Here is a 13,036-nt window from a genome sequence, read left to right as displayed (position 1 = left end):
AAAAAGGGTTGCCTGTATTGATTTTACTGCTTGTCGGATTGTATCAAAAACCGTGTAAGGTCCGCCCGCATGGGCGCGGTGATCCGGTTGATTTCCGGCGGGGCCTGAAACTGCAAGGCACTGGTCTTCTGGTAAATACCGTAGACGGTTTTGACCCGATCCATTGCCGACTGCACCGCCGACGGATCGGCATGACGGTTCAGGCTGGGCGCGATCACCAGCAGCGGACGCGGGGCAATGCAGGCCATGATTTCGTCATAATCGACCGGTGCCTGTTGCGGGTTTTCGGCAAATAAGCCCAGCCGGGGCAAAAAACCGTGCTGGTAAGCGTCATTTTTCAGGCTTTCATACTGCTTCGTACTCGTCCGCCAGGGCGAAAACGCAGCCACAACGGCTACTCCGGCGATCCGTTGATCGAGCGCAGCAGCCATCAGGGCAACGCGGCCGCCGATGGTTTCACCCAGTACATAAATCTGCTGGTTGTCAAGGCCTTCGTATTGCTCAAGTGCATCGACGCACGCGCGGACATCGCTCACCATTTTGCCCATTTTGGACCAGCCCGGGAAACGCTCGTAAAAGTAGGTGCCTTCTTCCAGGCGGTTTCCGAATCCCAGTAAGTCGATGGCCAAAACCGCAAAGCCCTGATCCAGGATCTCCTGAAACAGCACTTCATTACCCCGCCCGCCCTCGGGTTTGTAGCCAACGGCGTAGCCGGTATTGTAATTGTAGGAATGGAGGTAAATGACAACGGGTCTTTTTTTGCCTGGATTCAACGGGCCATCCGGCTGGTACAGGGTGCCGCTCAGGTGATCGCCCATGGCGGTATACGGCCCCAGATAGGTAATCGTTGCCCGTTTGGGTTTGGGCCGCCCCGTGATGCCGTCGATCCAGTCGACGCGGTCGATGGTGGTGGGGGCTACGGGATTGGGTTTCACGCCAGCGGGTTCATCCCCCAGCAACCAGTTGAGACGCGCCCGAATGGCTTGCTTCCGGCGACCCAGCGCAAGGGTATCTTTGGCTTCGTTCAGGCGGATCGCGGGCCAGGAGGGACGTACAGTTTTAGTCGTCCGGAGCCAGTTTACATAGGAAAAATCGCAATACCGGACGTTTTCCCAGCGGGCGGTTTTTCGTTTGAACTGGTTGTCCAGAAAATCCAGGCAACGTTCCACATCCCGGGTCGTCACGGCATGTTCGCCCATGCGGGGAAGCAGGCCAATCTTCGCCGGTGAACCCAGAAAATCATAGACGGTTTTTGCAGACTGGTAACATTGCTCATTTGCCCAGGGATTCAACTGCCGTTCCACCGTCGAGTAGGTGAGTAGCAAACTGCGCGGGGCGATCAGGGCCAGAAGCTGGTTTTGGTCGATGGGTAGCCGGTCTTCCCGCCCGAAGAAAAACCGCAGACGCGGGTGAAACCAGTGGGCTGCGTTGGCGCAAATGTCGTCGATGGTCTGGTTGCCGTATTGCGGGTCGCTAAACCGCCAGGGCGTGATGCCGCCCGTTCCGCAACTGCTGGAAATGACAGCCGCAAACCGCTCGTCGAACGCAGCCGCCCACAACGCCTGCTTGCCATTGCGCGAATGACCCGTAATGGCGATCTGGGCCGGATTGACTTCGTCTCGCGTAACCAGATAATCCACTACCCGCGAAGCGCCCCAGGCCCGGCGCATCAAACCGGTGAAGTCATAGTCGGGGTAAAGAGCCTGATAGGCCTGGGTGTCGTCCTGCGTATCCGCCCCGGCATACACGCAGCCGATGTAGCCGCGCTTGACAGCCAGTTGCGCCCAGCCCCGGTGCGTTACGGGCGTCATGTAAACTGGTAGCGATCCTTTTCCCGGCGGAATCATCAGTTCCAGCGTCATGCGGGCGCGGTTTTCGGGACCAAACGACAACTCGATCCATTGAATCCGAACGGCCCCTTCGTAGCGGTCGGAAAGAATCCGGGGGTTCACGGAAGCAGGAGCCGGGGGGACGGTTCCGCTGATCCAGTGCTGAAATTCCCGCCTGATCCGGTTCCGTTCCTGCGACCAGTCGGCTGCGGTTTGGATGCGTTTGCCGGTCGTACCCGAAATCAGCGGGTCGGGCAGAAACGGCACGGACGGGAGTGTTGAAAAATCGGGGGGTAATTCGCCCGTTCGCCGTTGCCAATCCAGCCAGGTGCTGTCCTGAAACGTCACCCGCCGGCTGATCGGATGCCGGTGATCCTGCTGCACATTCAGCCGCAGAGATTCTTCCAGATACTGTTTCCGCCGGGCCAGGTCAGCCTGCGCCCAAAGCGAGGTTGCCAGCGGGCCGGTTAACAGAAGGATCAAAATCAGGCGAAGCAAATACCGCATGGTTGAGAAAGGGTTTGACGAACGGGCTTTACCCACTTAAAAGGTATAATGTGGATTTTGCTCCAGGGCCTTGTTCCGGTTCCAGGCATCGCGCGGGATGGGGAACAGAATGGGGACGGTGCTCAGCCACGGTTTTTTGTCAATTTCCAGGTCCTTGATGTTGGGGCGGTTGGCCTTGATAAAGTCAATGAAGCGACCGCGACGGTTGAGATCCGAGAACGCCCCCGCCGGTTCCCAGATGAATTCCATGCGTCGTTCGTAGAAAATGGCATCCAGCACCTCCGCTTTGTTCAGCGTTGCCGGTTTGGCCGCCAGACCGGCCCGCACCCGGATGCGGTTGACCTGCTGCATGGCGTCCTGCGAGCGACCCACTTCGTTGAGGGCTTCGGCGTAATTGAGCAGGGCTTCGGCAAACCGCAGAATGGGCGGGTTGATGCCTGAGTTGGTCAGCGCGGGGCCTTCCCAGTATTTGGTGACGATGTAGCCCGTTCGGGACCAACCCGCCGGTACGTCTTTCGGCATCACAAACGCGGGCATGTCCTGATGCGCTTCGCCCGGCCCTATGATGACGCTCCAGTAGCGTTTGTCCTTGATTTTGCCACCGGCCTCTTTTTCAAAAGCATTCACCCATTGCGGTTGCGGAACGAAGTTACTCCAGGCGGCACTTCCGCTGTATTGCGACGGCGATCCGCGCGGGGCCGTCCGCTTCACGAGGTTGTTGCCTTCCGCATCCGGGGAAACCCGGAATTGGGTCGAGAACAGAATCTCCTTGTTGTTTTCGTTGCTTTCGCGAAATACATCCCGGAAGTTGGGAATCAGGTCGTAGGCGCCGGTGGCGATTAGCTCTTCGCTGTATTTGACGGCATCAGCCCATTTTTGCTGCCACAGGCTGGCTTTCACCAGATAGCCCAGAGCGGCTCCTTTGGTGGCCCGGCCCACATCGGCGGTTCCGGTCCAGGCCGTTGGCAGCGCCTTGGCGGCTTCCAGCAAGTCGGTTTCGATCTGTTTCCAGGTTTCGGCCGCCGTGGCCCGCGGAATGGCGAGGTTGGAAGACGCATCCAGTTTTTCGGTAATCAGCGGTACTCCGCCGAAGTAATTGACGAGCCGGTAATAGAACAACGCCCGCAGAAACCGCGCCTGACCCAGAATGAGGGCCTGATTGGCCGGGTTGATGCCACTCATTTTGGTCGCTCCGTCGATTACCAGGTTGGCCCGGCCAATGCCCTGATAAGCCGCCTGATAAACGTCCCGGATGATGGTGTTGCTCGACGGCAGGTTTAGCGAGTGCAGTTCGATCCGGTTGGCACTGCCGTCCATTTCGTACATATCGCCCGACATCGCCCACTCAATATCGGCGGCATCGCGGACGTTCGTAAACGTTTCCTCGCGTTGCAAAACCGCATAGGTGCCAATCAGAGCCGCCTGGGCGTCCGATTCGGTCAGGAAGAAATTGGCATCGGTCAAAACATCCTTGGGCGTCAGTGTCAGAAACGAATCACTGCACGCGGTGGCCGTCAGCAAAAAACCGGTGAGGGCCAGGTAGTTGATATACTTGCGCATGAGTTCGGTTGGATTAAAAGTTCAGATTGATACCCGCCATGAACGTCCGGGGTTGCGGATAAACGCCATCGTCGATCCCGGCCTGCAACGGATTCAGGCTGCCGATTTCGGGATCAAAACCCGAATATTTCGTGAACGTGAACAGGTTCTGGGCCGATACGTACACGCGCGCACCCTGGAACGCCCGGGTTCTGGACAGCAGCGATGCCGGAATCCGGTAGCCCAGCGTGACGTTCCGAATCCGGAGGTAATCGCCGTCTTCGACGTAAAACGTCGAGCTGTTTCCGAAATTTCCGTTGGCATCGGTATACTGCAACCGGGGTACGTCATTGCGGCCACTGCCGGGTGTCCAGCGGTTCAGTACGTCCTTCACACCGTTGATGACGCCCGATCCCCCAAAATACTTCAGCGGATACACCGACCGGCGGTTGGCGTTGTAAATCTGGCTGCCGCCGATGCCCTGCACGATGATGTTCAGATCAAAGCCTTTGTACGACAGATCGGCGTTGGCGCCATACATCAGCGTTGGCCACGGACTTCCGATCCGCACCTGATCCTGATCCGTCAACTGGTTGTCGCCGTTGATATCCCGAAACCGGAAGTCACCCGCTTTGGCGTTGGGTTGCAGGACTTTGTTGACCTCCTCGTTGGTTTGATAAATGCCATCGACCTGGTAGCCACGGTAATACCCGATTGGTTGCCCCACTTCGGTGTAGGTCGCCCGCATGTCGAAATAGCTGGATACCGTCGCTCCCGTGATCGGCTGGCCGACGCCCAGGCTTTTGACTTCGTTTTTGAGCGTCGAGATGTTCGTATTGACGTCATACCGGAACTGGCCGACCTTACCCCGGTAGCCGAGCAAAAACTCCCAGCCCCGGTTTTGAACCTTGCCGCCGTTGACGGAGGGCGCATTCTGGAAACCGGCTTCCACCGAAACCGGCAGACTCACCAGCATGTCTTTGGTGTTTTTGACGTAATAATCCGTCGTCAGATACAGCCGGTCGTTGAAGAACGATGCATCGATCCCGAAGTTGGTTTGTTCGCTGATTTCCCACTTCAGGTTGGGGTTGCCGGGCCGCGACATGCTGGCTCCGATGACCAGCCCCTGATTGGTGCCCAGCACGTAGTTGTCGTTGACGGTTCCGATCTGGATCGTGCTCAGATAGCCGAAAGAGCCGATGGCGTCGTTCCCCAACTGCCCCCAGCTTCCGCGCAGTTTCAGCGAGTTAATGGCCTGAATGCCTTTCATAAACGCTTCGTCCGACAGGTTCCAGCCGGCGGAAACCGATGGGAAATTCCCCCACTTGTGCTTCGGCCCGAAGTTGGACGAACCGTCGCGTCGCATGCTGACCGAGAGCAAATACCGCTCTTTGTACGAATAATTGACCCGACCCAGATAGGATGCCAGCGAATAAAGCGACCCGGTGCCGCTCGCCCGGCGCTGCGTATCGTTGCTGCCGTTGATGACCTGCAATTGCTCATTCTGGAAGTCCAGCGCCGTTACGGAAACCCAGTCCGAGACGTTTTTCTGGGCGGTTTGCCCCACGACGGCGCTGATGCGGTGCGCTCCCACATCCGTGGAATAGGAGAGCGTGTTTTCAACCAGCCAGTTCAGTCCCTGCGTAAACGTGTTGCCCAACCGGGCCTGCAGGTTGCGGTAGTGACCGCGTTCGGCTTTCGGTTCCCAGGTGGTCGACCGGTTGTTGCTGGCGTCGATGCCCACGCTGGTTCGCCATTTGAGTCCCTTAATGACCTCATATTCACCGAACATGTTGCCGTAGATGCGCAGGTTGTAGAGGTAATTCTCGATGGAATTGGCCCGGAGCAGCGGGTTGTCGCCCTGGGTCGTGTAATAGGCAGACGATCCGTTGACCACGGCGCTGGGGCCCAGGGTCGGATAAAACTGCTGGGCGAGGTTGAAAATACCGATCCGCAGATCCTGGTTTTGCTGCCCCTTGGCCTGTGAGTAGGTGAGGGCCATCGTTCCGCCAAACTTCAGTTTGTTCGTCACGATCAGGTCGGCGGTGGCCCGGGCGGTGTAGCGTTTATACCAGGTTTCGATGAGCGTTCCCTGCTGATCCCGGTAGCCGAGGGTCAGTGCTCCTTTCAGTTTCTGGCTGCCGCCCGAAATGCTGAGATCCACGTTTTGCACCGGCGCACTGCTGAAAACTTCGCCGATCCAGTCGGTTCCCTGACCGAAGGAAGCCGGGTTGGCCCATTCCGGATTGGGTGCCATGCCGGAGTTGGTATACAGTTCGTTGGCTAAGGTTGCAAATTCCTGCCCGTTCAAAAATTCGGGCTTTTTCCACAGTTGCTGAATCCCGGTATACGCGTTCAGGCTCACTTTGGCCTGGCCTTCTTTTCCGCGTTTGGTCGTGATCAGAATAACGCCGTTGGCGGCCCGCGCTCCGTAAATGGCCGCAGCCGCAGCATCTTTCAGGATTTCAACGGATTCGATGTCGTTCGGGTTGATGATCGATAAACCGTCGACCTGATCCGAACTGCCGCTGATGCCCATATTACCACCACCGAGCGGAAAACCGTCGACCACATACAGCGGCTGGTTGCCGCCCGTTGTCCCGACGCCCCGAATCCGAACAGACGCGCCACCGCCGGGGGCACCGCTGGTTTGGCTGATGAAAACACCCGGAACACGCCCCTGTAGCGACGAGGTAACGCTGTTGGTCGCTACTTTTTGCAATTCTTCCGCTTTAACGGACGAAACCGATCCGGTCAGTTCGCGCTTGAGCTGGGTTCCGTAACCGACTACGACTACTTCGTTGAGGGAAGAAGCCGCCTGTTGCAGCAGCACGTCGATGGTCGTCTGCCCTTCGATTTTTACCTCCTGCGTGGTGTAGCCAATGTACGAAAATACCAGCACGTCATTCGGTTTGGCGTCGATGCTGTACTTGCCGTCGCCGTCCGTCGAAACACCCCGGGTTGTGCCTTTGATGGCCACGTTGGCACCCGGCAGCGGTGATTGAGCCAGGTTATCCCGGATAACGCCTTTAATTGGGGTAGAAGTTTGGGCCATTGCCGACCGGTTGGCCAGCAGAACCAGCAACCAGAGGCAGGTTACCTGCCAGACGAGCCGTCGCAGGCGTTGGGGAGCAGTTGTCATAGTGTAAAGGAGTTGAGCATGAGAAAAACTGGAAATAAACCAATTCATGGAGGGGGTTAATTGAGCAGAAAATACATGTCGGGTACGTACCCGGAACCGGAACAAAAAAGGGATACTACGATTTTTGCGCTTTTTTCAGGACGCTGGCGAGGCTCACGGCGACGCCACCCTGGCGTTTGCTTTCGTCGGCGGCTTCCATAAAGGCAAAGATTTCGATGGTTTCTTCGGGCTTAACGGGCGTTTCACCGGTTTCGAAAAAGTGGATGATGTCTTTCAGTAGCGGGTTGTAACCGGCGTAGGGCCCCAGGGTTACGTTGCCGTTTTTGGTATACACCGTGCCGCCGTATTCGTGCTTGCCGGTGCGGGTGCCGCGAAAGGTTCCCACGCGTCCGTCGCTCCAGGTGCCGATCACGATGTCGGTGTCGGGCGTATGAACCCGCGTCACGCTCTGACAGCCCGTTCCCATGGCCGTAAACAGCGTTTCGACGCCGTGAATGCCGTACCAGAACAGATCAGGGTGTGTTTTTTCCAAAACCGCCGGGCTGTAGGTGTCGGCACCCACGACCAGGCTTTTGTCGATGCTGTCCATGCCTTTGATGTAGCGGAGCGAAGACGCCGAGAAAACCGGGATGTTTTTCTTCTTTGCCAGGTCAAAAATGGCAATGGCGTCGGTGAGCGAAGCGGCAATGGGTTTGTCGATGAAAACGCGTTTTCCGGCGGCAAAAACCTTGGCAACCTGTTCCCGGTGCAGCCGACCGTCGTTGGTTTCCAGCATCACGACGTCTACTTTACGCAGCAAATCATCGATCGAATCCGCGATTTCGACACCCAGTTTTTTGACCTCTTCAATGTAGCCGGGAATTCGTTTGACACTGGTTTCGATGTCGTTGCTGCCTTTAGGATAGGCCGCCACCACCCGGTAGCCGGCCCAGTCGGGATTGGGGGTTGAGCTGTTGAGTTCTTTGGTGAAGGCAATGCTGTGGGAGGTGTCCAGCCCGATGATGCCCACTTTTTTCCCCTGGAGTGGCCGGGCGGATGCCGATCCGGCGGCTGCGAACGGAAGCAGGTAGGACCCCAAACCAGCGGATGCTGCCAGCATTGAGAATTTTCTACGATTAAGTGTATTTGCCATATAATATTTTACAAGGGTATGGGTTTGTAAAAACGTGTACGTACCCGAAAGGTGGGATTCAAAATTTAATAAAACAAATAAATTTTGCTTTTATTGGTTAAATACCATTTATGGTATAAATAGTTGTATTAAAATTAGGTTTTGGAAGGGGCCATTCACCGAATTTCAAGTCATCCGGATTATTATCAGGCGTATAAGAAAGTATAGAATTCGTTTCCGTGTGGGTACAGGCATTCTTTCCCCCAGGCGTTTATCCCGCAGGGATCGAACAGCGTAGCGTCGGTAGATAAACCAGAGTCGTTCTCCCACCCGCGTGCCGTGAGGTACGCGACCTTCCGGGTGCTATAAATTGTCGCGTACCTCACGGTACGCGGGGAGAACGGTTGATCCTTTGGGCTACCGACGCTACGCTGTTCGATCCCTACGGGATAAACGCTTGGGGGAAAGAATGGAAGTTAGCAAATTTGGGGTCAAAAGACCATTCACCGTGGGTCAAAAAACGGAATCGTTTGCTTAATGCGCGTGGCGCAGGCGATGAAGCCGGATGTTGGTGAGGTGGGTTAAAACCAGGCCTAAAGAGGCTGCGTAGCCGAGGTATTCGAAGGTTTCGTTGACATCTTCCAGCACAATGGCCACGGCAAAAACGCTCAGGAAAAACCACAGGCAGGCTTTGATGGCGGGCGTGGTGAAATGCCGGGTGGCAAAATAAACCGCTACGATGTTGACACCGATGAAGACATAATCAAGACTGAGGTAGCCGACCCGAACCGTGTCGTTGGTCAGAAAAGACGACGATACGAGCAGAATGGGCGTGATCAGGCAGTGAATGATGCACAATACCGATCCGCTAATTCCGATGTAATCCGCCTTGCTGCCTAGTGCTCCCAATTTCATAGTCGTCCGTTTGCTCAGTAATCATTGCAAAATAAATAGATGGTTTTGTACCGATCAAGATTATTTGCAATAAAGTTGCATTTATTTTTGCAACCTTGTTGCGAGTATTTACTTTTGCTGCCGGATTGCCGACCGATCGTCGGCTAAAACAAACTAAATAGCATTGAAGAATGAAGGCAAAACGAACACGTCAATGGGTGTGGATGCTGTCGCTGGCAGCGTCGCTGGTGTTGGTAGCGGGTTGTAATGACAAAGCCGATGAGCCCGAACCGGCCGATGAGAACGAATTGATTACAACCGTCAACCTGAAATTTACGGAGTCGGGGACAACCAGCACCCAGACGTTTACATACCGGGATACCGACGGTGATGGGGGACAGGCGGCTACGCAATTCGATAAAATTGTGCTGAAACCCAGCAAAACCTACGAACTGGCGGTGGAATTACTGGACGAGAGCAAAACGCCCACGGATGATATTTCAAAAGAAGTAGCCGAAGAAAGCGATGAGCATTTGTTCGTCTTTACGGTTTCTCCGACAACCCTCGCGACGTACACCTACGGCGACAAGGACGCCAACAACCTGCCCATTGGCTTGAAAGGCACGTTCAAAACGAATGCCGCCGGAACCGGAAAACTAAAAGTTCAACTCCGTCACCAACCCAATGCGAAAGACGGCACGCCAACACCGGGTAGCGACGATGTGAATCTGGATTTCGATCTGACGGTTCAGTAAGCGAACCGTCAGATCTTGAATTGAATTAACGAGCGACTTACGCTTTCTGCCCCTAAATCCCCTAAAGGGGACTTTTAGCATCCGGCTCGAGCTGTGTCCAAGTCCCCTTTAGGGGATTTAGGGGCAGAAAGCGTAAGTATAAGAGAATTATCACACGTAAGTTCTGGCTGAGTGATAAAGACATCCTCATTTATCACTCAGCTTGCTCAATACCGTATAGCCTTTCAGTTTCCCGTTTTTGTTGTAGGTTTCGGTTTTGATGTCGAACAGCACATCGGCTGCCCGGTAGCTGACGGAGCGGAAGGAAACCCGGACGGGAATTCCCATCATCCGATTGGCCAGGTTAATGTCGGAACCGATTTTATAGACGTCGAACGTGCCGGCGGGTGTTGTCAGGCTTTCTTTGCTTTCAACTTTCCGGTTGACAACCTTGATGGACATATCCATCATTTTGGTGTCTTTGTTGTAGGTTTCGGCTTCCAGTTCGCCGTCGGCCAGGGTGCTGCCTGCGCTCAATTGTTTGGGATAAACCAGTTTGTTGGTTTTGATCCGCACTTCCATGTCTTTCATCGCGTCGTTGGTGGCCAGCACTACGCCCGACAGATCGGCGATGAGTTCATCTCCCGTACAGGTATACTTCACCGCCATTTCAGGGGCCGGTTTGCCCTTGTCGTCGAACGACTGCATGACGATATTGATCAGCGTGGAACCGCCTTCACTCGTGACCTCCTTGATGGTATACACAACCCGGCCGGTCGGCTTGTCTTTGGCGCTGTAGGACAGCATTTCGTAGCTGGTTCCCGGTTTAAATTTGATTCCCAGACAATCCTGGGCGTACGTAAAGAGGGTGGTTAAACCGAGGGCAAAGAAGAGAAGTAGCGTTTTCATAGAAATAGGGTTCGGTACGAAACCGGTAACCTACGGAAAATTTGCCAAACCGGAGCAAAGGATTGAGTAAACGGACGTCAGACCCACGCCATGCTGACGACCCCGATGAGCATGATCAGTTTACAGAGCGAACTCAGGTAGGCGAAATCCCGCTTGGTATCGGCCCGGACCAGCCGGTAGACGAGCCACGCAATGGGCACCAGCAGGATGACAAACATCCAGAATAGTTGCTCGTTTTGCAGCGAATGGGCGATGGTGAACAGCGAAATGATGAAGGCGGCAATGATGCTGTACAGCAATTGTTTGGTTCGGCGGAGTCCCCAGACGATCGGGAGCGTCCGGCAACCGAAGCGGGCGTCGCCCTTCACGTCTTCCATGTCTTTGATGATTTCCCGAACGAGTGTGATGACGAAGGAGAACAACGCGTAAATAAGCAGCAGATCAACCTGTTGCCGGTAGAAAACCGCCAGCACAATCAGTGACAGAGCCGTTAGAAGCGCCACGATAAAATTCCCGATGAAAGGCTGGCGTTTAAAAGTTGACGAATAAAACCACAGCAATGTGACCGACAGGACATTGACGACGAAAACCCATTTGCTGAGGTAAAAACCGATCACGACGCCCAGAAAATTCAGCCCCTGGTGTAATCCCATGGCAATCTGCCGTTTCAAATACCGCCCAATGATGACCCGATCCGGTTTGTTGATAATATCGATCTTGATGTCGAAATAATCGTTGATGATGTAGCCGGCCGCGGCAATCAAAACCGTTGACAATGAGAGCAGAAAGAGCTTCGGGTCCAGGAGCAAACCGATCCAGTTGTCGCGCGGGCCAATGAGCGTAATACGGGCAAAATATTGCGTGCCGACGATGATGAGCAGGTTTTGTACCCGGATCAACCGCAGGAACCCCAGAATGTATACGTAAAATGGCGGAGTACCCGCGCGGGGCGAATGGCTCCGGACTTTTGGGGTCATAACCGAAAGGGAAAATCAGTGAACCAAAGATACGGTTTCCGGGCCGAATCACCGGCTCCGCTAAAATCTTTCTCTGTCCAACCAAATTTGTGAACACAAACGACCGGAATTGATGTTATGGGAACTGATTGGAAGAGCGAAGGTGTGAACGGGTGTCTGTCACTCGGTTATACCCTCCCTCCCTCAGTCCTTCCATCATCTTACGACTATATGAAAATTGGCATAGTGTGTTACCCGACGTTCGGGGGAAGCGGTGTGGTGGCAACGGAACTGGGCAAGGCCCTGGCCAAAGCCGGTCACAAAGTCCACTTTATTACCTACCAGCAACCGCACCGGTTGGACTTTTTTAACGAAAACGTTTTTTACCACGAAGTAAATATACCGACGTATCCGCTCTTTCAGTTCCCGCCTTACGAAACGGCGCTGGCCAGCGCGATGGTGAACGTCGTTCAATACGAAAAGCTGGATTTATTGCACGTTCATTACGCCATTCCACACGCATCGGCGGCTTATATGGCCAAAATGATTCTGCGGGCGCAGGGGCGGCACATTCCTTTTGTCACCACACTACACGGAACCGACATTACGCTGGTGGGCAAAGATGCATCTTACGAACCGGTGGTGACGTTCAGTATCAACGAGTCGGACGGCGTAACGGCGGTTTCGGAACACCTGCGGCAGGAAACGCTCGATCAGTTTGCCATTCGCCGGGATATTGAAGTGATTCCGAATTTCATCGACCTCGACCGGTTCAAACGGCAGAAGAAAGACCATTTCAAAATGGCGATTTGCCCGAATGGCGAGAAGCTGATCGTCCACACCTCGAATTTCCGGCGGGTGAAGCGCATCGACGATGTGGTGCAGATCTTCCATAAAATCAATCAGCAGATTCCCAGTAAATTATTACTTTCAGGCGACGGTCCGGAGCGGGCGCGGATTGAAAAACTGTGTCGCGATATGGGCATTTACCAGGACGTGCGGTTTTTGGGCAAACTGGATGCGGTCGAGGAGGTTTTGTCGGTGGCCGATTTGTTCCTGATGCCGTCCGAAAACGAAAGTTTCGGCCTGGCCGCGTTGGAAGCGCTGGCCTGCGAAGTGCCGCTGATCACGTCGAACGCCGGTGGTCTGCCCGAATTGAACCTTCAGGGCGTGACCGGATTTCTGAGCAACGTCGGTGATGTGGACGACATGGTAAAAAATGCCCTGTACATCCTGGATGACAATAACCTGCCGACCTTCAAACACAACGCGCTGGAGCGGGCGAAGGAGTTTGAAATTTCGCGCATTCTGCCGCACTACGAAGCCTATTACGAAAAGGTGGTGATGGAAAGCCGGGCGCTGATCTGAAATAACGGTTTTTAGCAACTTTTTGCCCGACAAGTGTTAACTTTGCC

Annotated in this window: 9 protein-coding genes; 2 read left to right on the top strand and 7 right to left on the bottom strand. The window is 54.7% G+C overall.

Features of this window, described 5'->3' with window-relative positions; genetic code table 11:
• Window positions 1-23: 23 nt before the first annotated feature.
• The 5 genes from DUE52_RS07525 to DUE52_RS07505 form a co-directional block, all read right to left on the bottom strand.
• Window positions 24-2,336, bottom strand: coding sequence for an alpha/beta hydrolase (locus DUE52_RS07525; RefSeq protein WP_114405373.1), 2,313 nt, complete (start codon window positions 2,334-2,336; stop codon window positions 24-26).
• 36 nt (window positions 2,337-2,372) lie between these two features.
• Window positions 2,373-3,896: a RagB/SusD family nutrient uptake outer membrane protein gene (locus tag DUE52_RS07520; protein ID WP_114405372.1), complete on the bottom strand. Its 1,524-nt coding sequence runs from the start codon at window positions 3,894-3,896 to the stop codon at window positions 2,373-2,375.
• Between the two features lie 13 nt (window positions 3,897-3,909).
• Window positions 3,910-7,017, bottom strand: coding sequence for a SusC/RagA family TonB-linked outer membrane protein (locus DUE52_RS07515; RefSeq protein WP_165840887.1), 3,108 nt, complete (start codon window positions 7,015-7,017; stop codon window positions 3,910-3,912).
• 115 nt (window positions 7,018-7,132) lie between these two features.
• Window positions 7,133-8,116: a Gfo/Idh/MocA family protein gene (locus DUE52_RS07510; RefSeq protein ID WP_222930260.1), complete on the bottom strand. Its 984-nt coding sequence runs from the start codon at window positions 8,114-8,116 to the stop codon at window positions 7,133-7,135.
• A 546-nt stretch (window positions 8,117-8,662) separates the two neighbouring features.
• A complete protein-coding gene (locus DUE52_RS07505; protein WP_114405369.1) occupies window positions 8,663-9,043 on the bottom strand; it encodes a MerC domain-containing protein in 381 nt (126 codons plus the stop codon).
• A 170-nt stretch (window positions 9,044-9,213) separates the two neighbouring features.
• On the opposite strand from DUE52_RS07505, the gene DUE52_RS07500 reads away from it, so the two are divergent.
• Window positions 9,214-9,777, top strand: coding sequence for a hypothetical protein (locus tag DUE52_RS07500; protein WP_114405368.1), 564 nt, complete (start codon window positions 9,214-9,216; stop codon window positions 9,775-9,777).
• Window positions 9,778-9,963: 186 nt separating this feature from the next.
• Here the strand turns inward: DUE52_RS07500 and DUE52_RS07495 are convergent, their stop codons facing one another.
• Both DUE52_RS07495 and DUE52_RS07490 read right to left on the bottom strand, forming a co-directional pair.
• The gene (locus DUE52_RS07495; RefSeq protein ID WP_114405367.1) at window positions 9,964-10,665 is read right to left on the bottom strand and encodes a TapB family protein; all 702 of its coding nucleotides are present in this window, start codon (window positions 10,663-10,665) and stop codon (window positions 9,964-9,966) included.
• A 77-nt stretch (window positions 10,666-10,742) separates the two neighbouring features.
• Window positions 10,743-11,642: a geranylgeranylglycerol-phosphate geranylgeranyltransferase gene (locus DUE52_RS07490; RefSeq protein WP_114405366.1), complete on the bottom strand. Its 900-nt coding sequence runs from the start codon at window positions 11,640-11,642 to the stop codon at window positions 10,743-10,745.
• Between the two features lie 210 nt (window positions 11,643-11,852).
• On the opposite strand from DUE52_RS07490, the gene bshA reads away from it, so the two are divergent.
• A complete protein-coding gene (gene bshA, locus DUE52_RS07485; RefSeq protein WP_114405365.1) occupies window positions 11,853-12,989 on the top strand; it encodes an N-acetyl-alpha-D-glucosaminyl L-malate synthase BshA in 1,137 nt (378 codons plus the stop codon).
• The last annotated feature ends 47 nt before the right edge of the window (window positions 12,990-13,036 follow it).

Origin of the sequence: Larkinella punicea (assembly GCF_003334855.1) — a bacterium.
In the GTDB taxonomy this organism is placed as follows: Bacteria; Bacteroidota; Bacteroidia; order Cytophagales; family Spirosomataceae; genus Larkinella; species Larkinella punicea.
The sequence above is the reverse complement of the archived record's forward strand: the minus strand, read 5'-3'. Positions and strand labels throughout refer to the sequence as shown.

Excerpts from the sequence above, each read along its gene's own strand:
- DUE52_RS07525 (WP_114405373.1), bottom strand. The coding sequence starts at position 2,336 with ATGCGGTATTTGCTTCGCCTGATTTTGATCCTTCTGTTAACCGGCCCG.
- DUE52_RS07520 (WP_114405372.1), bottom strand. The coding sequence starts at position 3,896 with ATGCGCAAGTATATCAACTACCTGGCCCTCACCGGTTTTTTGCTGACG.
- DUE52_RS07515 (WP_165840887.1), bottom strand. The coding sequence starts at position 7,017 with ATGACAACTGCTCCCCAACGCCTGCGACGGCTCGTCTGGCAGGTAACC.
- DUE52_RS07510 (WP_222930260.1), bottom strand. The coding sequence starts at position 8,116 with ATGCTGGCAGCATCCGCTGGTTTGGGGTCCTACCTGCTTCCGTTCGCA.
- DUE52_RS07505 (WP_114405369.1), bottom strand. The coding sequence starts at position 9,043 with ATGAAATTGGGAGCACTAGGCAGCAAGGCGGATTACATCGGAATTAGC.
- DUE52_RS07500 (WP_114405368.1), top strand. The coding sequence starts at position 9,214 with ATGAAGGCAAAACGAACACGTCAATGGGTGTGGATGCTGTCGCTGGCA.
- DUE52_RS07495 (WP_114405367.1), bottom strand. The coding sequence starts at position 10,665 with ATGAAAACGCTACTTCTCTTCTTTGCCCTCGGTTTAACCACCCTCTTT.
- DUE52_RS07490 (WP_114405366.1), bottom strand. The coding sequence starts at position 11,642 with ATGACCCCAAAAGTCCGGAGCCATTCGCCCCGCGCGGGTACTCCGCCA.
- bshA (WP_114405365.1), top strand. The coding sequence starts at position 11,853 with ATGAAAATTGGCATAGTGTGTTACCCGACGTTCGGGGGAAGCGGTGTG.